The following is a 21,479-nucleotide window of genomic DNA, read 5'->3' as shown; positions in this document are numbered from 1 at the left end:
CACCGTGCCGTACGACATCGAGAAGCCAGACGAGCAGTGGCGGGAAGAGCTCTCCCCGGCCGAGTACGCGGTGCTGCGCCAGGCCGGTACCGAGCCGGCCTTCCGGGGCGAGTACACCGACACCAAGACCGAGGGCGTCTACTCCTGCCGCGCCTGCGGCGCCGAGCTGTTCCGCTCCGACACGAAGTTCGAGTCGCACTGCGGCTGGCCGTCCTTCTACGACCCGAAGGACACCGACGCGGTCGAGCTCATCTCGGACACCAGCCACGGCATGGTCCGCACCGAGGTGCGCTGCGCCCGCTGCGGTTCCCACCTCGGCCACGTCTTCGAGGGTGAGGGGTACGAGACCCCGACCGACCAGCGCTACTGCATCAACTCCATCTCGCTGAAGCTGACGCCGGACGCCTGACGGTCCCGGGCCTGACCGTTGTGACGCCTGACGGTTCCGACGCCTGACGGTTCCTGCGTCCGCGCCCGTCGCCGGGTACGTACGCGAGAAGGGCCGGAGCCCGCGTGGCTCCGGCCCTTCTCCGTACCCGGGGGTCAGTGCCCCCCGGCGAGTTCCCCGCTGAGCCGCTCGTGCAGACGGGCGCTCGGCTCGTTCAGCCCGGTGATCCGGGCGGTCTTGCCCCGCTGGGCGTACCGGGCGGTGATCGCGTCCAGGGCGGCCACCGACGAGGCGTCCCAGACGTGCGCGGCGGACAGGTCGATCACCACCCGCTCCGGGTCGCCCGCGTAGTCGAAGCGGCCCACGAGCTCGTTGGACGAGGCGAAGAAGAGCGCCCCGGTCACCCGGTGGACCACGGTGGTGCCGTCCGGGTCGGTGACGGAGGTGACGTCCGCGACCTGGGCCACCCGCTTGGCGAAGACCACCGTCGCGAGCAGCGATCCCACGACCACGCCGATGGCGAGGTTGTGGGTGGCGACGACGGCCACCACGGTGACCACCATGACGGCGATCTCCCCGGCGGGCATCCGCCGCAGGGTTTTCGGGGCGATGGAGTGCCAGTCGAAGGTGGCGAACGAGACCATCGCCATGACCGCGACCAGGGCGGCCATCGGGATCTCGGAGACGACCGGCCCGAAGACGATGCAGAGCACCATCAGGAACGCGCCGGCGAGGAAGGTCGACAGCCGGGTGCGTGCCCCGGACACCTTCACGTTGATCATCGTCTGGCCGATCATCGCGCAGCCGCCCATGCCGCCGAAGAAGCCGGTGACGATGTTGGCGATGCCCTGGCCGACCGACTCGCGGGTCTTGTCGGAGCGGGTGTCCGTGATCTCGTCGACCAGCTTCGCCGTCATCAGCGACTCCATCAGGCCGACCAGCGCCATCGCGAGCGCGTACGGAGCCACGGTCGTCAGTGTGTGGAGGGTGAACGGTACGTCCGGCAGGCCCGGGACCGGCAGCGACGACGGCAGCTCGCCCCGGTCGCCCACGGTCGGCACCGCGATCCCCGCCGCCACGGTGAAGGCGGTGAGGACCACGATCGACACCAGTGGGGCCGGGACGACCGTGGTGACCTTCGGGAAGAACACCAGCAGCGCCAGACCGGCCACGATCAGGGGGTAGACCGGCCAGGGCACGTCCCGCATCTCGGGGACCTGCGCCATGAAGACCAGGATCGCCAGCGAGTTCACGAAGCCGACCATCACCGAGCGCGGCACGAACCGCATCAGCCGCGCCACCCCCAGCGCCCCCAGGACGATCTGGAAGACCCCCGCGAGGATCACGGCGGCGACCAGGTAGCCGAAGCCGTGCTCACGGTTGAGCGGTGCGACCACCAGGGACACCGCACCGGTGGCGGCGGAGATCATCGCCCGGCGCCCGCCGACCACGGAGATCACCACGGCCATGGTGAAGGCGGAGAACAGGCCGACCGCCGGATCGACCCCGGCGATGACCGAGAACGAGATGGCCTCGGGAATCAGCGCGAGGCCGACCACCAGACCGGCCAGCACCTCGGTGCGCCAGACCTTCGGGTCGCCCAGCCAGTCGGGCTTCAGGGCGCGCAGCCGCCCGGCCGGGGAACCGGCGGAGACGGCGGGGACAGGGGGGACGGTGAAGGGCAAGGCAGCGTGAACCTGTCGTGCTCGGGCACACCACCGGTTCGGGCAGGGCCGAGGGCGTGCGTCGGGGCGCGGAGCGCCGGGACGGCACCTCGCGGTCGGACCCGTGGCCGGGACCGGAAGCGGAGGGGAACGGACGGACCCGGGAAGGGATCGGTTCGGACCGGGGCCGGGGTGCGAGAGGCTCGGGTCGGACCGGCAGCGGCGGGTCCACGGCTCGCGCCCGTCCCGCCTCTCCCCGGCACGGGACCTCCCGGGACCGGACCTCCACCGGGGGCGGCATCGGCCCCGGTGCGGTGGCGCGGGCGCGCGGAGCGTACCTTCACCACGCCGAAAACCCTACCCCGGTGCCGGGGCAGGGTTCGGTGGCGGCCGTCACGCGTTGGCCGCGAGGGGCGCGCTGCCGTCACGGTGGCGGCCGTCACGCGGGGCCGCGAGGGGCCGCTGTCACGTCGGGTCGCGAGGGGCGGCCGCCAGGCGGGCCGCCGGGGGGAGGGGGGCCGGTCAGGCGGCGCGGGCAAGCTCCGCGCGGCCGAAGAGGAGCGCGTACCCCTGGGGGAGCGCGCGGAGCACCCGGGCGAGCTGGTCGGGGCCGGCGAGCTGGGCCACCGTGGTCAGGACGGAGCCCGCGTCCCAGCGGGTGGTCGCGGTGCCCGCGCCGGTCGCCAGGGCGAGCGAGGTGACGAAGTCGCGTCCGGTGAGCGGCGTTTCGGGTCTGCCGGCGAGGAAGACGGCGGCGGCCTCCGCCGGGAGCCGGGACGCCAGGGCCTCCCGCTCGTCACCGGCCAACTGCCCGCCGAGACCGCCCAGTACGAGACGTACCGCTTCTTCGGCCCGTTCCCGGGTCGGGTACGCGCCGTCGTAGCGGACCTTTTCGAGCATCAGGGTGTAGGACATGGCCGGAACGCACTGGGTGGAGTCAGTCGTGTTCTGCATCGTTCGGCAGTCGCCTCTCTCGTCGCAGTGGCCTTCTCGCCCGCGCCGGAGAAGAAACGTACGGAGCCGTGCGCGCGGGGTGCGGGGCTGGTGTTCAGCCGTTACCCCGGCCCGGCCACCTCACACATGCGGGTTCGAAGTGCGGCACGGCCTTCCGTTGACGGGGCGTCGGCCGGTTCACCCGTGGCGCCGCCCCCGGTCCCGCCCCACGGGCTCGTAGAGTCCCGCCATGAGCGACATCGATCTTCTCGCGGGAATTCTGTCCAGGACCGGGGACCTCGTCGAGGGCGTCCGGTCCGACCAGCTCTCCCTGCCGACCACCTGCGAGTCCTACGACGTGGAGGCGCTGCGCAACCACCTCGTGGGCTGGCTCCGGGTCTTCGAGGCCGGGTGCGAGGACCGCGCGTACGAGGGCGACCCGGCGGACCACGTCTGCGGGGACGACCCGGCCGGTGAGTTCCGGGCCGCCGCGGCGGGGCTGGTCGCGGGCTGGCGGACCCACGGATTCGACCGCCAGGTCCGCGTCGTGAAGAGCGAACTGCCCGGCCGGATGGTCTTCGACATGGCGCTGATGGAGTACCTGGGGCACGGCTGGGACCTCGCCGTCGCCACCGGGCAGCCGGTCCCCTTCACCGAGGAGGAGGCCGCCCAGGTGCTGGAACGCGCGCGGGTCACGCTCCCGCCGCAGTTCCGGGGCGAGGGGAAGGCGTTCGGCGAGATCGTGCCGGTCGCCGACGACGCCCCGGCCATGGACCGGTTCGTGGGCTTCCTCGGGCGCGATCCCGGGGCCGCCCCGGCGTCCGCCTGAACCCGGACCGGGTTCGCCGGACCCGTCAGGGGCGTCGTACCTTGCCCGCCAGCCGGCGGCCGATCCGGCCGAGCGGGCCCGCCGGGCGCCGGTTCCAGGAGCGGAACGCCTCCGTCCGGCCGCTGCTGCCGACCCGCCCGACGGCCTCCTCGACCGCCTGGACCCCGGCCGCCGAGAGCTCGCGCACGGCGGGGCGCAGCACCTCGTCCAGCAGGGCGCCGCTGGTACGCGCCCAATGGGCACCCGCGTGCGGATGGGCGCTCCAGGTCAGATAGCAGTCGGCGGCGAACGCGGGGTCGGACCGCAGCCGGGCCAGTACGGGCTCCTCCCGCGCGGCCCTGCCGTAAGCGGCGAGCAGGTCCGGGTCGTCGGTGTGCACGAACGCGTACAGCTCCTCCTCCGGCCGCTCCGGTGCCAGCAGGCGGCGGGCGAGCGCGCCCGACGCGTGCTCCAGGACGCCCGGCTCCACCGGCTCCGCGGCCGGACGCAGCGCGAGCAGCCGTGCCGCCCAGCCCTCCCCTGCCTCGGCCTCGTCCGGCGGCAGCTGCGCCCCGTCCGTGTCGGGGGCGGCTCCTGAGGCCCGCATCGCGCGGGCGAAGTCCAGCAGCAGCAGGGCCCCGCGTTCCCGGCCCAGGATCTGGTGCGGGAAGCCACGCAGCAGATCGTGCGCCAGACCGGCCGCGTCCGCGTCCTCGGCCGCCGCGCCGAGCGCCGCGCCGACCAGGTGCGACCAGGTGCCCGCGCTGCGGTGCGCGTCCGAGGTGGCCGCCTCCAGCAGCATCCGGGCCTCCCCGGCCGTGGGCCCCCGGTCCGCCCAGACGAGTCCCACGGCGGAGCGCAGCACCAACGGCTCGGCGAACGGCGAGATCCCGGCGGTCCGCAGCACCCGGCCGAGCGCGGCACTCCGGTCGTCGCCGCAACTCGCCCTGATCGCCCGCGACTCGGCGCACATCCTCAGGTGCGGCAGTGACTGCGTCCCGGTGAACGGGAGAGGCACCCGCCCCAACAGCCGTTCCATGGCGGCGGGATCGTCCGGCGCGATCCGGTCCAGCGCCACCAGCAGCGCGGTCCGTACGTCGAACTGCTCGTCCAGCAGCTCCAGCAGGGCCGGGCCCCAGGAGAAGTCGGGGGCGGCCGGCAGCGCCGGAGCGATCCGTTCCACGACGGCGGGCAGCAGCTCCGCGCAGTCGACGCCCAGGAGCCGAGCCACCCGGAGGAGCTGGACCGTCCGCGCGATGTCGAAAGCGGTCCCCGCACCGGCCAGTTCGGCGAGGATCTCCGGTGCGAGCGCCTCGGACACGGCCTTGCCCTCGGGGCCCGCGAAGGCGCTCCGGTCGGGGAGCACGAGGGACCCGTTGCCGCCGCGTACCGCCTCGGTCACCAGCATCGCCGCGAGCGGGGCGGTCGTGGCGGCCGGAGACCGTCCGTCCAGCGCGCCGAACAGCCGCCCCACCGCGTCGAATTCGCCGCCGGTACGGTCGTCGAGCCCGGGTGCGGTCAGCGCGTCGACCAGCCTGCGGGTCTGTTCCTCGTCCAGCGCGTACGGCCGCTCGGCCGCCCATTCGGCCGCCGTGGAACGCTCGTCGGGCCCGAGGGCGATACCGGCGCAGAGCGCGGTGACGGCCAACGGCCCCGCGGCGAACGGCTCACCGTGCAACGCGCGTGCCCTGTCGAAGAGTTCGGGCGCCCGGCTGCGCCAGACGCGGGCGGCGGTCTCGGCCCAGGCGTCACCGGACGCCGGGGACGGGCGGCCGTTCGGGGCGCCGCAGACGTGCACCCGGATCTCGGCGGCGTCGAGCAGATGGGCGTCCTCCGGGAGCACCCCGACCACCTGCTGCGGGGCGAGCGAGGGCCGTCGGGAGTACGTGGTGAACGTCAACTGCTCCGCGTGTTCCGGCGGCAGCACCGCCGAGGCCAGCCCGATCCAGCGGGCCACGTCCTCGCTCTGCCGCTCCACGAGCGCCACCGGCGCCGTGGCGCCCGACGCGCTCTCCACCCGTACCCGGCGCAGATCGGCGAAGACGGCGGCGAGCCACGGGCCCCGGGAGACCGCGAAGTCACCGAGGGCCTCACGCTCCAGGCCGGGGTGGGCGTGCGGCGAGGTGAGCGGGTCGGGTATCGCGCCGCTCGGAGTGACGGAAACCCAGCGGGGCGAGCGCCACGCGGTGATCGGCAGCCGGTCGCCCGGCAGGCGCGCACCGGCCGGCAGCAGCACGGCGTGGGTGTGGAACCTGAGGTCACCGGACCCGCCCGGCGCGGCCAACGGCACCCCCCGGGCCAGCAGCCTGCTGCCGTCCGAGAGGTGGGTGAAGCTGAACACCTGAGGCATGGAGCGGAGTTCGGTGTCCGTGGGGAGGAACGGCACGTCCCTCGGAGGCTCGTACCCCAGCAGGGGTTCGATCTCCGAGAGCAGCGCCGTGGGTATCCCGTGGGCGACGGCGGTGAACCGTCCCACCGTCCCCTCGTCCCCCGGAGCGGCCGAGGTGTAGTGCAACTGCGCGAGGCTCATGCCCGGGGCCCTCTTCGTCCTGCGGCGACCGTCCCCGAACCCGCGTGCGCGCAGGCCCGTTCCGGTGACGCGCGGGGCCGGCCGGCGACCGGGGCGGGGAGCGTTCCGCAGTCGCGTGGGGGCGACGCTATCAAGCTCCGGCGGGCGTGCGGAGCGATCCGCCGGCCCGGTTCGCCGGGACCCCGCCGGGCCGGTTCGCCGAGACCCTGCCGGCCCGGTTCGCCGGGACTCTGCCGGGCCGATTCGCCGGGACCCGCCGGGCTGTTCCCTGCCGGGCGCCGAAGGGCGCCGAAGGGCGCGGCCCGGGCGGCCGGGTGCGACTCCGCACGCCCCCGCGTCCTCATGCGGGCTGGAGCAGGTCCCAGCGGTTGCCGTACAGGTCCTCGAAGACCGCGACCGAGCCGTACGCCTCGTGCCTCGGCTCCTCCAGGAACCGCACCCCGGCCGCCGTCATGCGCGCGTGGTCCCCCGCGAAGTCCTCGGTGTGCAGGAAGAAGCCGACCCGCCCGCCCGTCTGCGCCCCGACCGCCGCCCGCTGCTCCCCGTCCTTCGCGCGGGCCAGCAGGAGACCCGTACCCGAGGCCCCGGCGCCGCGCGGCCGGACCACGACCCAGCGTGTTCCGTCGCCCCGGTCGGTGTCCTCGGCGAGTTCGAAGCCGACGGCGTCCCGGTAGAAGGCGATGGCCTCGTCGTAGTCGTGGACGACCAGGGTGGTCAGGGCGATGTGCGGCATCTCGGCTCCTCGGAAGCGGGTGCGTGCGGAACGGTTCCGGTTATACGTAACACTAACGAGCGCGTAGAGCAGCCCGGAGAATGCCCCGCATGGATACGTACGACCTCGCCCCGCTCGCCGCCCGCGCCCGGGCCCTCATCGTCCCCGGCCGGCGCCGGATCCTGGGGATCGCCGGGCCGCCCGGTGCCGGTAAGTCGACCCTCGCCGCCGCTCTGGTCGAGGCGCTCGCGGGCACCGCCGTACTCGTCCCCATGGACGGCTTCCACCTCGCGGGCGCCGAGCTGGAACGGCTCGGACGGGCCGCCCGCAAGGGTGCGCCGGACACCTTCGACGCCGCCGGGTACGCCGCGTTGCTGCGACGGCTGCGCGACCCGGGCGGCGTCGGGGGTACGGACGGTGCCCGGGGCACGGGCAGCGGCACCGGCGACCCGGCGCAAGCGGCGCCCGGGGGCGAGACGGTCTACGCCCCCGCCTTCGACCGGGCCCTTGAGGAGCCGATCGCCGGGTCCGTCGCGGTGGAGCCCGCCACCCCGCTCGTCGTCACCGAGGGGAACTACCTCCTCCACGACGAGGGTCTCTGGGCCCCGGTGCGGGGGCTGCTCGACGAGGTCTGGTATCTGGACATCGATCCGGACGTGCGCGTACGGAGGCTGGTCGACCGGCACGTACGGTTCGGCAGGCCGAGGCCGTACGCGGAGCGGTGGGTGGCGGATTCGGACGAGGTGAACGCCCGGCTGGTCGAAGCCGGACGCGACCGGGCCGACCTGATCGTCCGCCCGCGCCCGCGCCAGGGCTGAGCGGCAGCCGGTCCACGGGCTGCGGCCGACGGCTCAGGAGCGGCAGACGGTTCGCGGGCTGCCGCCGACGGCTCAGGAGCGGCAGGGCTTCTGGGCGGAGAGCCAGGCCGTGGCGGCCTTCAGGGCCTTGTCCGGCCCGCGCGTCTCGGGGACCACGACGTCCGGCGTGAGAGGCCCGTCGTACACACGCCCGGTGCGGTCGGCCTCGCGGGCCACCGTCAGGACGACCATCGCACCGTCGGACAGCCGGAACGGGGAGTTCGCCGTGGGAACCCCCATGGTCGCCTCCCCGAACGTGCGGGTGCCCGGACGCCCCAGGAAGGAGATGACCACGGCCTCTCCTGCGCTCGCGGTCCTGCGGCTCGTCAGGACGGCGACGGGCGGCAGCGGCCGCGCGAGGGGAGCGGCCGGCCCCCAGGTGTCCACGTACGCGCTGGGCGTACCGTCCTGGACGGCCCAGGGTTCCTTCCGGCCGTCCGCGTGGACGGCGGCGCCGGCCTCCCCGTCGCCGAGGATCGGTCCCACGGCGGCGAGCGGTCCCCACATGTCCCCGCCGCTCTCGCCCCGCAGGTCGACGACCCAGCCACAGGCACCCTCGTCGTCGATCCCCGCGACGGTGGAACGCGCCGAGCGGACGTAGGGGGCGGCGACCTCGTCGGAGGAGACCGGAGGCAGCATCAGATAGCCGATGCCACCCGGGAGGCGGCGCCCCTCGGGGAGCATCGTGTCGTCGGCCGACGTGTCCAGAGTCCGAGCGACGTCCTGCGGGTCGAGGAAGGCGCTGTGCCCGTCGCCCAGGTCCCGCAGCGCCTGCCGGATCGGCCCGTACGTCTCGGCGGGCGTCCGCGCCTTCGCCGCACGGGTGAACGCGTCCCGGCGGACCTTCGGCCAGTCCACCTCGGCCTTCACCAGGGAGTGCTTCTCCATCAGGTCCAGGGCGGAGGTGAGATACGCCCTCGCCTCGGGTGCCATGGAGTCCTCCGGCTCGGCACCGCCCCCACCCGTGCATCCGGCCACCATCAGCACAGCCGACACCAGGGCCAGTCGGGCCGGGCCGCGCATCCGTTTTCCTGCCGGAACCCCCACCGCGTACCTCCACCTCGTCCGGCGCCGCACCCCTGCGGTGCCCGGCGCCTCCGCGCGACTCTCCTACGGATCGGCCGGCAGGCGCCACCCCTTACGGCGGGTGGACGCGGCCACGGGACGCGCGGCCCCGCTCCTTCCGGACCCCCGAGCCGTTTTGACCTTCAAGCCGCTTGAGAGCCGAGAATCGCGCCCATGGACGACACCGACGCGCTGATGAGCATCGGCGCCTTCGCCCGCCGGGTGGGCCTGGCTCCGAGCGCCCTGCGCTTCTACGACGACTGCGACGTGCTGCCTCCCGCACACGTCGACGCCGCGACCGGCTACCGCTACTACGCCCCGGCGCAGGAAGCCCGCGCGGTCCTGGTGCGGCGGCTGCGCGAAGCCGGGATGCCGCTCACCGACGCCTCGGTGGTGCTCGGCGGGACCCGCGCGGAAGCCCGCGCCGCACTCGAAGCCCACGCCAGGAGGGCCCGCGAGTCGGCGGAGGAGGCCCGGTCGGCGATCGAGGAGATCCTCCGGGACCTGCCGGGCGGCCCGCCCCGGGCCACGACGCGGATCGGCGGGGCGGAGCTGGCCAGTGCGGTCCGGCAGGTCGTTCCGGCGGTGGCGTCCGGGCCCGCGGCCGAGGAGTTCCCGGTCCTCGGCTGCGTCCTGGTCGAACTCGGGCGCGAGGAAGTGCGGCTCGTCGCCACGGACCGCTACCGGCTGGCGGTCCGCGCCCTGCGGCCCTCCTCCGCCTCCGTCGAGGGGGAAGCGTGCGGGTTCCTGCTCGGCGCGGAGCAGGCGCGGGACCTCGCCGCCTGGGCCGTACGGCTGCCGGACCTCGGGATCGAGGTGGACGCGGAGGGCGTACGGCTGCACGGCGCCGACGGCGAGGTACGCGAGCTGGTGACCGTCGACGGGACCTTCCCCGACTACCGGATGCTGCTGGACGCCCTGCCGCCCGCACCCCACCGGATCATCGCGGACCGGACCGCCCTGCGCGCGGCGGTCGTCGCCCACGCGCACGACGGGCCCGTCACCCTGCGGACCGACGGGCAGCGGCTCACCGTCGCCTTCCGTGGCACGGTCACCGCCGCACCGGCCGCGCTCTGCACCGGGCCGCCCGCGCGCGTCGCCTTCGACCCGGCGGTCCTCCTGGCATCGCTCGACGCGGGCGTCGGCCCCGACGTCCTGCTGGAGGTCTCCGCCCCGGACGGGCCCGTGGTCGTCCGCTCCGCCGACCAGGGCAGCTTCACCACCCTGGTCATGCCCGTCCACGACGTCCCGACCGGGACCTGACCCGCTCGCCCCTCCACTCACACTCACCCCATCCCCATCCCCGGAAGAGGGAGACCATGGACCCCGACAACCCCGTCATCGCGCTCTGCGCCCAGGGCATGCAGGCCGAAGCCGAAGGCCGGGACGCCGACGCCGCACGCCTCTTCGAGCAGGCGTGGGAGAGCGCCGCGGACGACTACGAGGCATGCGTCGCCGCCCACTACCTGGCCCGCCACCAGCCCACGCCCGAACGGACCCTGCACTGGAACCGGGAGTGCCTGCACCGCGCGGACCTGGTCGGCGACGAGCGGGTGGCGGCCTTCTACCCCTCCCTGCACCTCAACATGGCCAAGGCGCACCAGGACCTCGGCGAGCCGGACGAGGCGCGCGACAACTTCCGGCTGGCCGCCGCCCGTATCGGCGCGGTGCCGCCGGGGCCGTACGCCGACTGGGTCAGGGTGGCGGTCGCCGAGGGGCTGCGCACCACCGGGGCGGCCGTACCGCGAGATGCCGACCGCCTCCTGTCCGCCCTGCTCGCCGGGTTCTGTGCGCGCGGCGACCTCAAGGCCCTGGGGCTGATCCTCCCCGCCCACCTCGCGGATCTCGGTACGGAGGAGGACCGGGTGCGGCTCGCCACCGCCCTGCACATGGTGCACGCCGCCCGGTGGCTGCCCGAGGACGAGCAGCGGCTTCTCGGCCGGGCCGTCGGCGCCCTGGCCGCTCCCGCCTGACGCGCGGGACCTTCCCGTTCAGCTCCGCGCGTCGGGACCGTCGGCGGTCGCGCCCGGCACCTCGCGTTCGAAGCGGCCGATGGAGACCGTGACCGCCATCCCCGCCCGCGCGTAGAGGAGGTGCGCGCCCGTCAGGCTCTCGCTGTCGACGTCCAGCCCCACCGAGGAGGCACCGCGCCCGGCGAACAGCGCGAAGGAGGCGAGCAGCAGGGACCGCCCGATCCCGAGGCGACGGTCCTCCCGCCGCACCGCCAACTGGCCCACCTCGCCAGCCGGTTCGCCCTGGACGTCGCGGAACCGGCAGAGCGCCGCCCCCGCGATCCGGCCCTCGCGCTCCGCGAGGAGCCAGAGCGACGGGTCGAAGCCGTCGTACAGCAGGTCGTCGGCCCAGACGTCGTACGGGCGGGGCCCGGCGCCCCAGCGGTCGCCGAACGCGTCCTCGACGCAGGCGTGCACCGCCCGCAGTTCCTCGGCGCTCCCGGTGCACGCCCGCAGCGTGACCCCGTCCGCCCACACCGGCGCGGCGAGCGGCCCGTCCAGCGCGATCGCCATCCGCTGGTGGACCCGTGTCCGGCGGTAGCCGCGCGAGCGCAGCAGCCGTTCCGAAGCACCGCCGAGGTAGACGTAGTTGACCAGCGAAAGCGTCCGGCCGGCGCCGGCCGCCAGCTCGGCGGCCCGGGTCTCCGCCAGCTCCAGCAGCCGGGTGCCGACGCCCACGCCCTCGTGGCCGGGATGCGTGTACGCGTCGGCGTGGGCGCGGCCCTCGCCGGGCTCAGCGGCCAGGTGCCCGTACCCCGCGATCTCCCCGCCCGGAGCGGCCGCGATCCAGGTGTCCCGCTCCCGGTCCAGACGCGACCAGATCCGCAGGTACTCGTCGACGGTCTGGGCCGCCGCCGTGGCGTCTCCGGCCCGGCCCGCGGCGTTCACGGTGGCGAGGATCGCCGGAAGGTCGGATTCGAGGGGCGTGCGTATCTCGTATCCCGGCTGCATGGGGTCCTCGCTATGGTGCTGGTGGGCGTGCCGGGTGCCGGGCACGCGCCCCGTAGGGAACCAGGAAGTGCGGGGGCCCGGCAAGTTGTTTTCGATCATGACTGGCCCGGTCCGTCCGGGCCCTCGGGCACCCGGCGCCCCGCCACGCCCGCCCGGCGCTCGCGTCCCGCGGCGGGCGGCGGCAGGATGCTCCGTGCGGCGCGCGCAGTGGTGCGCCGCCACCGGCAGCCGTCCCGGCAGCACCTCTGGAGGCCCCCGCATGACCAGCCCGAACCCGCCCGAGCCCTTCACCGCCGACGTCTACCGGGCCCGGATGGCCCGTGCGGCCGACTCCGCCGCCGAGGCCGGGCTCGCCGGTGTCCTGGTGGCGCCCGGACCGGATCTCGTCCACCTGACCGGCTACCAGCCCGTCAGCACCGAGCGCCTCACCCTTCTCGTGCTGACCCCCGGCCAGGAACCGGTGCTGGTCGTACCGACCCTGGAGGCTCCCGACGCCGAGGCGGCGATCGGCGCCCCCGCCCTCTCGCTGCGCGACTGGACCGACGCCAGGAATCCGTACGAGGTGACCGCCCCCCTCCTCGACACCGCCGGCCGGTACGGGATCAGCGACAACGCCTGGGCCATGCACCTGCTCGGGCTCCAGCAGCTGCTGCCCGGCACCTCCTACGCCTCGCTCACCCAGGTGCTGCCGATGCTGCGGGCGGTCAAGGACGCGGCGGAGCTGGAGCGGCTCGCGGCGGCGGGCGCGGCGGCCGACGCCACGTACGAGGAGATCCTGAAGGTCCCCTTCGCCGGGCGGCGGGAGACCGAGGTCTCGGCGGACCTGGCGGAGCTGCTGATCGGATTCGGTCATTCCCAGGTGGACTTCGCCATCGTCGGCTCCGGCCCGAACGGCGCGAACCCCCACCACGAGGCGGGGGAGCGGGTCATCGAGCACGGCGACATGGTGGTCCTCGACTTCGGCGGCCTGCGGTACGGCTACGGCTCCGACACCTCCCGTACGGTCCACGTCGGCGAGCCCACCGCCGAGGAGCAGCGGGTCCACGACGTGGTGCGCGAGGCCCAGGCGGCGGGGTGCGCGGCCGTGCGGCCCGGGGCCGCCTGCCAGGACGTCGACCGGGCGGCGCGCGCGGTCATCACCGAGTTCGGCTACGGCGACCGGTTCATCCACCGCACCGGCCACGGCATCGGCGTCACCACCCACGAACCGCCCTACATGATCGAGGGCGAGGAGCAGCCGCTGGTGCCGGGGATGTGCTTCTCCGTGGAGCCGGGGATCTACCTCCCGGGGCGGTTCGGGGTGCGGATCGAGGACATCGTGACCGTCACCGAGGACGGCGGCAGGCGGCTCAACTCCACCGCCCGCGAGCTGGCGATCGTCGGTTAGGTGGTGTCCGGCGGATCATGACCGGGGTCGCCCTCGATCCGCCGGACACCACCTGGGGCACGAGCGACCCGGACACTCGGGGTCACCCGTCCGCGAGCACCACGCACGACTCGGCGGGCAGCCGCAGCAGTCCGTCCGCACCCGGCGCCTCCACCGGCTCCCAGGCCGCCAGTACTCGTCCGGTACCGGCCCGGTTCCGCCCGCCGCCCAGCGGGACGGTGGCGGGCCGGCCGGACAGGTTGACCGCGATCCGCACGTCGCCCCGGCGCAGCACGAGCCACCGGGCCTCCTCGTCGAAGGCGACCTTCACCGCGGCGAGGTCCGGATCGTGCAGGTCGGGCACGGCCCGGCGGAGCGCGATCAGCTCCCTGTACCAGGCGTGCAGCCGGTCGTGCGGTGCGCGCTCCGGTTCGCTCCAGTCCAGGCAGGACCGCTCCCGGGTCGCCGGGTCCTGCGGGTCCGGGATGTCCTCCTCGGCCCAGCCGTGCGCCCCGAACTCCCGCCGCCTGCCGTTGCGTACCGCCTCGGCCAGCTCCGGGTCGGTGTGGTCGGTGAAGAACTGCCACGGGGTCCGCGCCCCCCACTCCTCGCCCATGAAGAGCATCGGGGTGAACGGGCCGGTCAGCACCAGTGCCGCCGCGCACGCCTGGAGGCCGGGGGAGAGGGAGGAGGCGAGCCGGTCGCCGAGGGCCCGGTTGCCGATCTGGTCGTGGGTCTGCGCGTAGCCGACGAACCGGTGGGCGGGGGTGCGGGTGACGTCGACGGGGCGGCCGTGCGACCGCCCCCGGAAGCTCGAGTACGTGCCGTCGTGGAAGAAGGCCCGGGTCACCGTCTTGGCCAGCGCGGCCAGCGGCGCGGCGGCGAAGTCCGCGTAGTAGCCCTGCGCCTCGCCCGTGAGGGCGGTGTGCAGGGCGTGGTGGAAGTCGTCGTTCCACTGCGCGTGCAGCCCCAGCCCGCCCGCCGCGCGCGGGGCCGTCGTACGCGGGTCGCAGAGGTCGGACTCGGCGATCAGCGTCAGCGGCCTGCCCACCTGGGCGGCCAGCGCGTCCACCCCGGCCGCCAGCTCCTCCAGGAAGGTCAGCGCCCGGGTGTCGGCGAGCGCGTGCACCGCGTCCAGCCGCAGCCCGTCGAGCCGGTAGTCGCGCAGCCAGGCCAGCGCACTGCCCAGCAGATACGCCCGCACCTCGTCGGACCCGGGGGCGTCCAGGTTGACCGCGGCGCCCCACGGGGTGTGGTGCGTCTCGGTGAAGTACGGGCCGAAGGCGGGGAGGTAGTTGCCGGACGGCCCCAGGTGGTTGTGGACGACGTCCAGCAGCACCGCGAGCCCCAGCCCGTGCGCGGTGTCCACGAACCGCTTCAGCCCCGCCGGGCCCCCGTACGGCTCGTGGACGGCCCAGAGCGACACGCCCTCGTACCCCCAGCCGTGGGCGCCGGGGAACGGGCAGACCGGCATCAACGACACGTGCGTGACGCCCAGTTCCGCCAGATGGCCCAGCCGGAGCGCCGCCGCGTCGAAGGTGCCCTCACCGGTGTACGTACCGACGTGGAGCTCGTACAGCACGCCGCCCGGCAGCGCGCGCCCCCGCCAGTCGCTCCGCCAGGCGTACGCGTCCTGGCCGACCACCGCGCTCAGACCGTCCGGACCGTCCGGCTGGCGCCGGGAGCGCGGGTCGGGGAGCAGCGGCCCCCCGTCCACCGAGAAGCCGTACCGGTCGCCGTCGGCCGCGTCCGCCTCGGCCGTCCACCAGCCCGCACGGGACCCGTCACGCCCCATCGCCAGCCGGTCGCCCGACAGCTGGAGTCCGACCGACCCGGCCCCGGGGGCCCACACCTCGAACCTCATCCGCCACTCCCCGTCCGTCATGTGTCAGTGATTCGTATGAAAAGCCGGAAGCGCCGGAGGGAAGTCCGGACCAGCTTTCATGATCGGCTGAAGTCGCACGCCCCGCCCGGAATACTGGACCGGTTCCGCCGGGGCGTGTTTCAGGGGCGACCGAGGAGATGTCCCGTGTTCCGTGCATCCGCGCACAGGAGTACGGATCACCCCTTAAGGTCTGCTCTGATCATTGCCCTGCCCGATCCTGCTCATACGTACGCCGACGTACGGCTGATGGAGGCCGAAATGACCGTGCCGAAGTTCCCGCCCGGCTTCCTCTGGGGAGCCTCCGCCTCCGCGTTCCAGACCGAGGGAGCCGTCGAGGCCGACGGCAAGGGCCTCTCCGGCTGGGACGCCTTCGCCGCCGTGCCCGGCCGCATCAAGGACGGCACCGACACCACCCGGGGGACCGGGTTCCACGAGCACTGGCGCGAGGACATCGGCCTGCTCGCCGGGCTCGGCGCCGACGCCTTCCGCTTCTCCATCAGCTGGCCCCGCGTGGTGCCCGGCGGAAGCGGCGCCGTCAACCCGGCCGGACTCGACTTCTACGACCGGCTCGTCGACGAACTCTGCGCCCGGGGCATCGCCCCCGCCCCCACGCTCTACCACTGGGACACTCCGCTGCCGCTGGAGGAGGAGGGCGGCTGGCTCAACCGCGACACCGCCTACCGTTTCGCCGAGTACGCGGGCATCGTCGCCGAACGGCTCGCCGACCGCGTCCCCATGTGGATCACCATCAACGAGCCCGCCGAGGTCACCCTGCTGGGCTACGCCCTCGGCCAGCACGCGCCCGGCCGTGCCCTCCTCTTCGACGCCCTGCCCGCCGCCCACCACCAGCTCCTCGCCCACGGACTGGCCGTCCGGGCGCTGCGCGCCGCCGGAGCCTCCAACATCGGCATCGCCGTCTCGCACAGCCCCGTCTGGACGGCCGGCGACTCGGACGAGGACCGGGACGCGGCCTCGCTCTACGACAGCCTCACCAACTGGCTCTTCGCCGACCCGCTGCTCGCCGGCCGCTACCCCGACGAGGGATTCGCCGCGCTGATGCCGGGCCCGGTCGCCGACGACCTGAAGACCATCTCCACCCCGCTGGACTGGTACGGCGTCAACTACTACAACCCCACCCTCGTCGGCGCTCCCCGCCCCGAAGCCCTCGACTCCTTCGCCGGGTTCGAGATCCCCGCCGAACTCCCCTTCGGAATCCGGGAGATCGAGGGATACGAGAAGACGGACTTCGGCTGGCCCGTCGTCCCGGACGGCTTGCGTGAAACCCTCGTCCAGCTCCGCGACCGCTACGGCGACCGGCTGCCGCCGCTCTACATCACCGAGAACGGCTGCGCGGTGGACGACGCGGTCAGCGACGCCCGTCGAATCGCCTTCCTGGAAGGCCACTTGGGGGCGCTGCACCGGGCGATCGGTGAAGGCGTCGACGTGCGCGGCTACTTCACCTGGTCGCTCACCGACAACGTCGAGTGGACCGAGGGCGCCAGCAAGCGCTTCGGGCTCGTCCACATCGACTACGAGACCCTGCGCCGGACCCCCAAGGAGTCCTACGCCTGGTACCGCGAGGTCATCCGGGCCCAGCGCGCGCCGGCCGGAACCGCTCCGGCGGAACCCGTTCCGGCGGAACAGGGTTCGCCAGGGATGGAGATCATCGGACAGCAGGCCGCCGGCGCCGCGGAACAGGCCGGAACCGAGACCGCCGTACGACCGCTCTGACCCGGGCGGGGGGTGGGCGGGACTTCCCGACCGGGCCCCGGTGACCGATACTTCGCGCCATGGTTGCTCAATGGTGGACCCAGGCCGGCCTGGGGATATTCGTGCACTGGACGCCCGCGTCGGTCCCCGGCTGGGCCCCGCCCTACACCGCGCCCGCCGAACTCCCGTCGGCCGGGCGGGCCGCCCCGCTCGCCTGGACCTCGTACGCCGAGTGGTACGAGAACGGGCTCCGTTTCCCCGGCAGCCCGGTCTCCGCCCACCACCGGGCCACGTACGGCGACAAGCCGTACACGGACTTCGGCCGGGAGTTCGAGGACGGGCTGGCGGGCTGGGACCCCGCCGCGTGGGCACGCGCCTTCCGCGCAGCCGGAGCCCGCTACGCCGTCCTGGTCACCAAACACCACGACGGCTACTGCCTCTGGCCCTCCGAGGTGCGCAACCCGAACCGGGCCGGCTGGCACACCGCCCGTGACGTGGTGGGCGAGTTCGCGGAAGCGGTCCGGGCCGAGGGGCTGCGCTTCGGGGTGTACTACTCCGGCGGGCTCGACTGGACCTTCGACAGCCGCCCGGTCGGCACCGCCGCCGACATGCTCGCCTCCGTACCGCGCGGCGCGTACCCCGCCTACGCCGACGCCCAACTGCGGGAACTCGTCAAGCGATACCGTCCGGACATCCTCTGGAACGACATCGCCTGGCCGGCCGGCACCCCCGAGATCCGCCGGCTGATCGAGTTCTACCGCTTCACCGTCCCGCACGGCGTGGTCAACGACCGGCTGCTGCCGCGCTCGCCGCTCTGGCGCACCTTCGCCCTCCCGGGCGCCGGGGCGCTGTACGACCGATGGGAGCGGCGGACGGTCGCCCAGGACGAGGGGTTCGTCCCGCGCAAGCCGCCGTACTACGACTTCCGCACACCGGAGTTCGCCCGCTACACGGGCCCCGACCCGTACGAGATCACCCGCGGCATCGACCACAGCTTCGGCTACAACCGCAACTCCCCGCCCGACGCCTTCCTCGGCCGCGACACCCTCGGCGCACTGGTCCGGGAGACCGCGGCCGACGGCGGCAACCTGCTGCTCAACGTCGGACCGCGCGGCGAGGACGCCGCCATCCCCGACGAGCAACTGCTGCGGCTGGAATGGCTCGCGCAGGACCGGACGGCGGAAGCGGAGACGGCCGGCTGATCACGGGGCGGGTGGCCGGTCCCGGTTCAGTCCCAGACCATGTTGAGCGCCCGCTCGAAGTTGACGTACCCCAGCCGCCGGAACGCCCCGGCCATCGGCTGGTTGCCGAGGTCCGTGGCGGCCCGGACGCGCTCGACCCCGTCCTGCGCGGCGAGCACCCGGGTCCCCTCGGCGAGCAGATCGTCGACGTACCCCTGACCCCGACGGCCGGGCAGCACGCCGATGTACGCGATGACCGGGTTGTAGTTGTTGCGCGCCGGGACGACGAACCCGACGGGCCCACCGTCCGGAAGCTCGCCGACGCGCCACCAGTCGCGGGGGGTCGAGTAGCGCGCGAGCTCCTCGTCGTAGTGCCGCTCGGCCGCCTCGCGGGCCGACATCCCGGCCGCCAGGTCCTGCTGTCCGTGCGCGTCGAGGGTGCCCTCCAGCACCGGGGTCATCAGCGCGACCAGGTCCTCGCGGTCCCTGACCGGCCGGAACCGCAGCCGCCCGGTGTCCTCGGGCACCGGGGTCCCGGCCCGCCACTCCAGCCGCAGCCGCTCCACCAGCATCCGCGCCCCGGTCGCCTCCAGGGCCCCGGTCCGCGCCTCGACCACCGCCCGCGCGGCCGGATCCTCCCGCCAGTCCGGCGGCACGAAACGCTCGTACTCCGGCCGAGGAGCGTCCGGGGACACCACGGCGGCCGTGGCGGCCTCCACGAGGGCGGCGCCGACCCGGAGCCGTTCGGCCACGGGCAGCGCGTCGTCCACGTCGAAGAAGTCGAGCAGCGCGGGAGCGCCACCGGAGCCGCTCCACCACCCGGCCCGCGCGACCACCCGGTCGCCGTCGAGGGCCACCCAGAGCCACGACGGACTCCGCCGCCCTGCCTCCAGGTCCTCGGCCACCTCGTGGTCGAGGACGTAGGACAGGCTCTGGAAGAGGGGGAGTTCGGCGGGGCCGGAAAGCGGACGGAAGGTCAGGCCGGGTACAGCGGGTGTCACGTTGCTCCAGGGGATCGTCGGCCCCGGAGATCACCGGGGCTCGCGGCGGCAGACGGTAGCAGCGCACCGGACGCGCACGCACCGCCATTTCCCGCACCCGACCCGGAGCGCCCGGGAGAGGCCCCCGCGCGCCGAGCGGTACGCCCGGCCCTCAGGCCCGGCGCACCTCCCCGCCCCGGTCCGTCACCGTCCCTTCTGGACACCCCGGGCCACCCGGCCCGACAATCACCCTGTGACGTCCTCCTCCGAGTTCCACACGTATCCCGCGCGGGTGTCCGACGCCCAGCGCGACCGTGTTCTCGGCGTGCTCAGAGAGGGTGCCGCGCAGGGCCGTCTCTCCCACGACACCTTCCTGCGCCGGATGGAACTCGCCCTCGCCGCCCACCGGCCCGAGGACCTGGCGGCTCTCACCGCCGACCTCCGCGAGCAACGTGCCTGGGGCCAGGGGCTGTTGCGTGCGGTGGGTGGAGTCTCGGGCTTCCCGGGGCGGCTGCGGATGGCCTGGCGGGCCGGAAAACTGCCCCAACTCCTGCTGCCCGTACCCGGACCGCACCCGCTGCTCATCGGACGCGACCCGGGCAACGGACTGCGGCTCAACCACGAGACGGTCTCCCGCAACCACGCCGAGCTCACCGCGCGGGGGCGGCTCTGGCTGCTCCGCGACCTCGGCTCGACCAACGGCACCTGCGTCAACGGGCAGCGGGTCGTCGGCCTGGTCCCCGTCCGGGAGGGTGACCAGGTGAGCTTCGGCCACATGACCTTCCGCCTGACCGCGCCCCCGCCCCTCCCGCCGGACCGGCCGGCGGCCCTCCCGCCCGGCGGCCTGCCGTCCCTCTGAGACCGGGCCGCCCGCTGCTCCTTCGAAACCGGGCCGCCCGCTGCTCCTTCGAGACCGGGCCACCCACTGCTCCTCCGGGTCGGCCGACGCCCCGGCCCCGTCAGGCCCGCTGGTGCAGACCGCGCCCGGCTAGGCTCAGGAACGCCTCGCCGACGGCCTCCGAGAGGGTCGGGTGCGGGTGGATGTGGCGGGCCACGTCGGACGGTTCCGCGTCCCAGCCGACGACGAGCTGGCTCTCGGCGATCATCTCCGAGACGTGCGGGCCGACCAGATGGACCCCGAGCACCCGGCCCGCCCGCTCGGCGACCACCTTCACCATCCCGCCCTGCCCGTGCACCATCCCCTTGGCGACGGCGGTCAGCGGCAGGGTGTTCACCACCACGTCGTGCCCCGCGTCGCGCGCCTGGGCCTCGCTCAGCCCGACCGCCGCCGTCTGCGGCGACGCGTACGTGATCCGGGGAACCGTCGCGTAGTCCACCGGGGCGGTACGCAGCCCGGCCAGCGCCTCCGCGACCAGCAGGCCCTCCGCGAAGGAGGCGTGGGCCAGGCCCAGGGACGGCGGCGGCAGCAGGTCGCCCACCACGTGGATGCCCGGCACCGGGGTCTCCAGCCGGGACCAGTCGGCGGGCGCCACATGGCCCCGGCCGTCCGCGACCAGTCCGGCCGCCGCCAGCCCGAGCCCGTCGGTCACCGGTGTCCGCCCGACGGCGACCAGGAGGCGCTCGGCCGTGAGCTCACGTGTCCCGCCCCGGGCGTCGCGCAGCACCGCCCGCACCCCGCCGTCGACGAGATCCGCCCCCTCGACCCGCGTCCCGGTCCGCACCTCGATGCCCCGGCGCTTCAGGCCGCGTGCCAGGTGCCGGGAGACGTCGGCGTCCTCCAGCGGCACAAGGCGGTCGGCCGCTTCCACGAGCGTCACCTCCGCCCCCATGGAGCGGTGCAGCGAGGCGTACTCCACCCCGATCGCCCCACCGCCGAGGACCAGCACCGAGGCGGGCAGCCCCGGCGCGAACAGGGCATCGTCGCTCGTCACCACGTGCCGCCCGTCCGGGACGAGACCCGGCAGCATCCGCGGCCTCGACCCGGTGGCGAGCACGACCCCGCGGCGGGCCCGCACTTCGCCGAGACCGCCGATCCGGGCGGTGCGCGGACCGGTCAACTCGGCGTGTCCGGTGACCACATGCACCCCGGCATGGCTCACATGGCTCTCCACGCCCCGGTGGTTGCGCGCCACGATGTCGTCGCGGGTGGCCGTCAGCGCGTCCCAGTCGACGGCCTCGACCTTCGCCTCGATGCCCCAGCGCTCCCGCGCCTCGGTGATGCCGTCCACGAGTTCGGCGGCGTGCAGCATCGCCTTGCTCGGGACGCACCCCCGGTGCAGGCAGGTCCCGCCCAGCTTGTCCCGTTCGGCCAGCACCACCGTCAGGCCGAGGGCCGCCGCCCGCAACGCGGTGGAGTAGCCACCGGTCCCGCCCCCGATCACCAGAACGTCGGGCTGGGCGGGGACGGTCGTGGTTCCGCGCGTCGTCGTCATGGCTCCACTCTCGGCCCGGATCTTGCCATGAGTCCAAGGCAATG

At 74.4% G+C, this 21,479-nt stretch carries 18 protein-coding genes; 9 read left to right on the top strand and 9 right to left on the bottom strand.

Features of this window, described 5'->3' with window-relative positions; all coding sequences use genetic code 11:
* Nucleotides 1-4 precede the first annotated feature (4 nt).
* The gene (gene msrB / locus ACWCWD_RS15795; protein WP_450773306.1) at nucleotides 5-409 is read left to right on the top strand and encodes a peptide-methionine (R)-S-oxide reductase MsrB; all 405 of its coding nucleotides are present in this window, start codon (nucleotides 5-7) and stop codon (nucleotides 407-409) included.
* A 134-nt stretch (nucleotides 410-543) separates the two neighbouring features.
* Here msrB and ACWCWD_RS15790 read toward each other — a convergent pair whose 3' ends face one another.
* Entirely contained in the window at nucleotides 544-2,073 is a 1,530-nt protein-coding gene (locus ACWCWD_RS15790; protein WP_450773305.1) for a SulP family inorganic anion transporter, read from the bottom strand.
* A 501-nt stretch (nucleotides 2,074-2,574) separates the two neighbouring features.
* Nucleotides 2,575-3,006 carry a DUF2267 domain-containing protein gene (locus ACWCWD_RS15785; protein ID WP_450773303.1) on the bottom strand — a complete coding sequence of 144 codons (432 nt, stop codon included), beginning with the start codon at nucleotides 3,004-3,006 and terminating at the stop codon, nucleotides 2,575-2,577.
* Nucleotides 3,007-3,235: 229 nt separating this feature from the next.
* On the opposite strand from ACWCWD_RS15785, the gene ACWCWD_RS15780 reads away from it, so the two are divergent.
* Nucleotides 3,236-3,814 carry a TIGR03086 family metal-binding protein gene (locus ACWCWD_RS15780; RefSeq protein WP_450773301.1) on the top strand — a complete coding sequence of 193 codons (579 nt, stop codon included), beginning with the start codon at nucleotides 3,236-3,238 and terminating at the stop codon, nucleotides 3,812-3,814.
* Between the two features lie 25 nt (nucleotides 3,815-3,839).
* On the opposite strand, the gene ACWCWD_RS15775 is transcribed toward ACWCWD_RS15780, so the two are convergent.
* Complete coding sequence (locus tag ACWCWD_RS15775) at nucleotides 3,840-6,323, bottom strand: GTPase-associated protein 1-related protein (RefSeq protein WP_450773299.1); 2,484 nt, start codon at nucleotides 6,321-6,323, stop codon at nucleotides 3,840-3,842.
* A 340-nt stretch (nucleotides 6,324-6,663) separates the two neighbouring features.
* Nucleotides 6,664-7,056: a VOC family protein gene (locus ACWCWD_RS15770; RefSeq protein WP_450773297.1), complete on the bottom strand. Its 393-nt coding sequence runs from the start codon at nucleotides 7,054-7,056 to the stop codon at nucleotides 6,664-6,666.
* Nucleotides 7,057-7,145: 89 nt separating this feature from the next.
* Here ACWCWD_RS15770 and ACWCWD_RS15765 point away from each other — a divergent pair, with 89 nt between their 5' ends.
* Nucleotides 7,146-7,853 carry a nucleoside/nucleotide kinase family protein gene (locus tag ACWCWD_RS15765; protein WP_450773296.1) on the top strand — a complete coding sequence of 236 codons (708 nt, stop codon included), beginning with the start codon at nucleotides 7,146-7,148 and terminating at the stop codon, nucleotides 7,851-7,853.
* Between the two features lie 72 nt (nucleotides 7,854-7,925).
* Here ACWCWD_RS15765 and ACWCWD_RS15760 read toward each other — a convergent pair whose 3' ends face one another.
* The gene (locus ACWCWD_RS15760; RefSeq protein ID WP_450773294.1) at nucleotides 7,926-8,915 is read right to left on the bottom strand and encodes a S41 family peptidase; all 990 of its coding nucleotides are present in this window, start codon (nucleotides 8,913-8,915) and stop codon (nucleotides 7,926-7,928) included.
* Nucleotides 8,916-9,131: 216 nt separating this feature from the next.
* Between ACWCWD_RS15760 and ACWCWD_RS15755 the strand changes: the two genes are divergently transcribed.
* Nucleotides 9,132-10,220 carry a DNA polymerase III subunit beta family protein gene (locus tag ACWCWD_RS15755; protein WP_450773292.1) on the top strand — a complete coding sequence of 363 codons (1,089 nt, stop codon included), beginning with the start codon at nucleotides 9,132-9,134 and terminating at the stop codon, nucleotides 10,218-10,220.
* Nucleotides 10,221-10,276: 56 nt separating this feature from the next.
* On the top strand, nucleotides 10,277-10,930 hold the full coding sequence (locus ACWCWD_RS15750; RefSeq protein ID WP_450773291.1) for a hypothetical protein: 654 nt from the start codon (nucleotides 10,277-10,279) through the stop codon (nucleotides 10,928-10,930).
* 18 nt (nucleotides 10,931-10,948) lie between these two features.
* Here ACWCWD_RS15750 and ACWCWD_RS15745 read toward each other — a convergent pair whose 3' ends face one another.
* Nucleotides 10,949-11,920 carry a GNAT family N-acetyltransferase gene (locus tag ACWCWD_RS15745; RefSeq protein WP_450773289.1) on the bottom strand — a complete coding sequence of 324 codons (972 nt, stop codon included), beginning with the start codon at nucleotides 11,918-11,920 and terminating at the stop codon, nucleotides 10,949-10,951.
* Between the two features lie 259 nt (nucleotides 11,921-12,179).
* Between ACWCWD_RS15745 and ACWCWD_RS15740 the strand changes: the two genes are divergently transcribed.
* The gene (locus ACWCWD_RS15740) at nucleotides 12,180-13,307 is read left to right on the top strand and encodes a M24 family metallopeptidase (RefSeq protein ID WP_450773287.1); all 1,128 of its coding nucleotides are present in this window, start codon (nucleotides 12,180-12,182) and stop codon (nucleotides 13,305-13,307) included.
* 82 nt (nucleotides 13,308-13,389) lie between these two features.
* Here ACWCWD_RS15740 and treZ read toward each other — a convergent pair whose 3' ends face one another.
* Nucleotides 13,390-15,150, bottom strand: coding sequence for a malto-oligosyltrehalose trehalohydrolase (gene treZ / locus ACWCWD_RS15735; protein WP_450773285.1), 1,761 nt, complete (start codon nucleotides 15,148-15,150; stop codon nucleotides 13,390-13,392).
* Nucleotides 15,151-15,429: 279 nt separating this feature from the next.
* Between treZ and ACWCWD_RS15730 the strand changes: the two genes are divergently transcribed.
* Nucleotides 15,430-16,902 (top strand): GH1 family beta-glucosidase, encoded by a 1,473-nt coding sequence (locus tag ACWCWD_RS15730; protein ID WP_450773283.1) that lies wholly within the window; start codon nucleotides 15,430-15,432, stop codon nucleotides 16,900-16,902.
* A 59-nt stretch (nucleotides 16,903-16,961) separates the two neighbouring features.
* The gene (locus ACWCWD_RS15725; protein ID WP_450773281.1) at nucleotides 16,962-18,083 is read left to right on the top strand and encodes an alpha-L-fucosidase; all 1,122 of its coding nucleotides are present in this window, start codon (nucleotides 16,962-16,964) and stop codon (nucleotides 18,081-18,083) included.
* A 26-nt stretch (nucleotides 18,084-18,109) separates the two neighbouring features.
* Here ACWCWD_RS15725 and ACWCWD_RS15720 read toward each other — a convergent pair whose 3' ends face one another.
* The gene (locus tag ACWCWD_RS15720) at nucleotides 18,110-19,063 is read right to left on the bottom strand and encodes a GNAT family N-acetyltransferase (protein ID WP_450773279.1); all 954 of its coding nucleotides are present in this window, start codon (nucleotides 19,061-19,063) and stop codon (nucleotides 18,110-18,112) included.
* Nucleotides 19,064-19,295: 232 nt separating this feature from the next.
* Between ACWCWD_RS15720 and ACWCWD_RS15715 the strand changes: the two genes are divergently transcribed.
* Nucleotides 19,296-19,901, top strand: a complete 606-nt coding sequence (locus tag ACWCWD_RS15715) for an FHA domain-containing protein (protein ID WP_450773277.1) — start codon at nucleotides 19,296-19,298, stop codon at nucleotides 19,899-19,901.
* A gap of 100 nt (nucleotides 19,902-20,001) precedes the next feature.
* Here ACWCWD_RS15715 and lpdA read toward each other — a convergent pair whose 3' ends face one another.
* Nucleotides 20,002-21,435, bottom strand: coding sequence for a dihydrolipoyl dehydrogenase (gene lpdA / locus ACWCWD_RS15710; protein WP_450773275.1), 1,434 nt, complete (start codon nucleotides 21,433-21,435; stop codon nucleotides 20,002-20,004).
* Nucleotides 21,436-21,479: the final 44 nt, after the last annotated feature.

This window comes from Streptomyces sp. NPDC001493 (genome assembly GCF_053597235.1).
Note: the sequence above shows the minus strand (reverse complement) of the source record. Positions and strands in the feature narration are given on the sequence as shown.

Bases quoted from the DNA above. Each gene is read 5' to 3' on its own strand.
- ACWCWD_RS15780 (WP_450773301.1), top strand. From the start codon at position 3,236: ATGAGCGACATCGATCTTCTCGCGGGAATTCTGTCCAGGACCGGGGAC.
- ACWCWD_RS15750 (WP_450773291.1), top strand. From the start codon at position 10,277: ATGGACCCCGACAACCCCGTCATCGCGCTCTGCGCCCAGGGCATGCAG.
- ACWCWD_RS15745 (WP_450773289.1), bottom strand. From the start codon at position 11,920: ATGCAGCCGGGATACGAGATACGCACGCCCCTCGAATCCGACCTTCCG.
- ACWCWD_RS15760 (WP_450773294.1), bottom strand. From the start codon at position 8,915: ATGCGCGGCCCGGCCCGACTGGCCCTGGTGTCGGCTGTGCTGATGGTG.
- lpdA (WP_450773275.1), bottom strand. From the start codon at position 21,435: ATGACGACGACGCGCGGAACCACGACCGTCCCCGCCCAGCCCGACGTT.
- ACWCWD_RS15775 (WP_450773299.1), bottom strand. From the start codon at position 6,323: ATGAGCCTCGCGCAGTTGCACTACACCTCGGCCGCTCCGGGGGACGAG.
- ACWCWD_RS15785 (WP_450773303.1), bottom strand. From the start codon at position 3,006: ATGCAGAACACGACTGACTCCACCCAGTGCGTTCCGGCCATGTCCTAC.
- ACWCWD_RS15755 (WP_450773292.1), top strand. From the start codon at position 9,132: ATGGACGACACCGACGCGCTGATGAGCATCGGCGCCTTCGCCCGCCGG.
- ACWCWD_RS15765 (WP_450773296.1), top strand. From the start codon at position 7,146: ATGGATACGTACGACCTCGCCCCGCTCGCCGCCCGCGCCCGGGCCCTC.
- ACWCWD_RS15740 (WP_450773287.1), top strand. From the start codon at position 12,180: ATGACCAGCCCGAACCCGCCCGAGCCCTTCACCGCCGACGTCTACCGG.
- ACWCWD_RS15770 (WP_450773297.1), bottom strand. From the start codon at position 7,056: ATGCCGCACATCGCCCTGACCACCCTGGTCGTCCACGACTACGACGAG.
- ACWCWD_RS15730 (WP_450773283.1), top strand. From the start codon at position 15,430: ATGACCGTGCCGAAGTTCCCGCCCGGCTTCCTCTGGGGAGCCTCCGCC.
- ACWCWD_RS15725 (WP_450773281.1), top strand. From the start codon at position 16,962: ATGGTTGCTCAATGGTGGACCCAGGCCGGCCTGGGGATATTCGTGCAC.
- treZ (WP_450773285.1), bottom strand. From the start codon at position 15,150: ATGAGGTTCGAGGTGTGGGCCCCCGGGGCCGGGTCGGTCGGACTCCAG.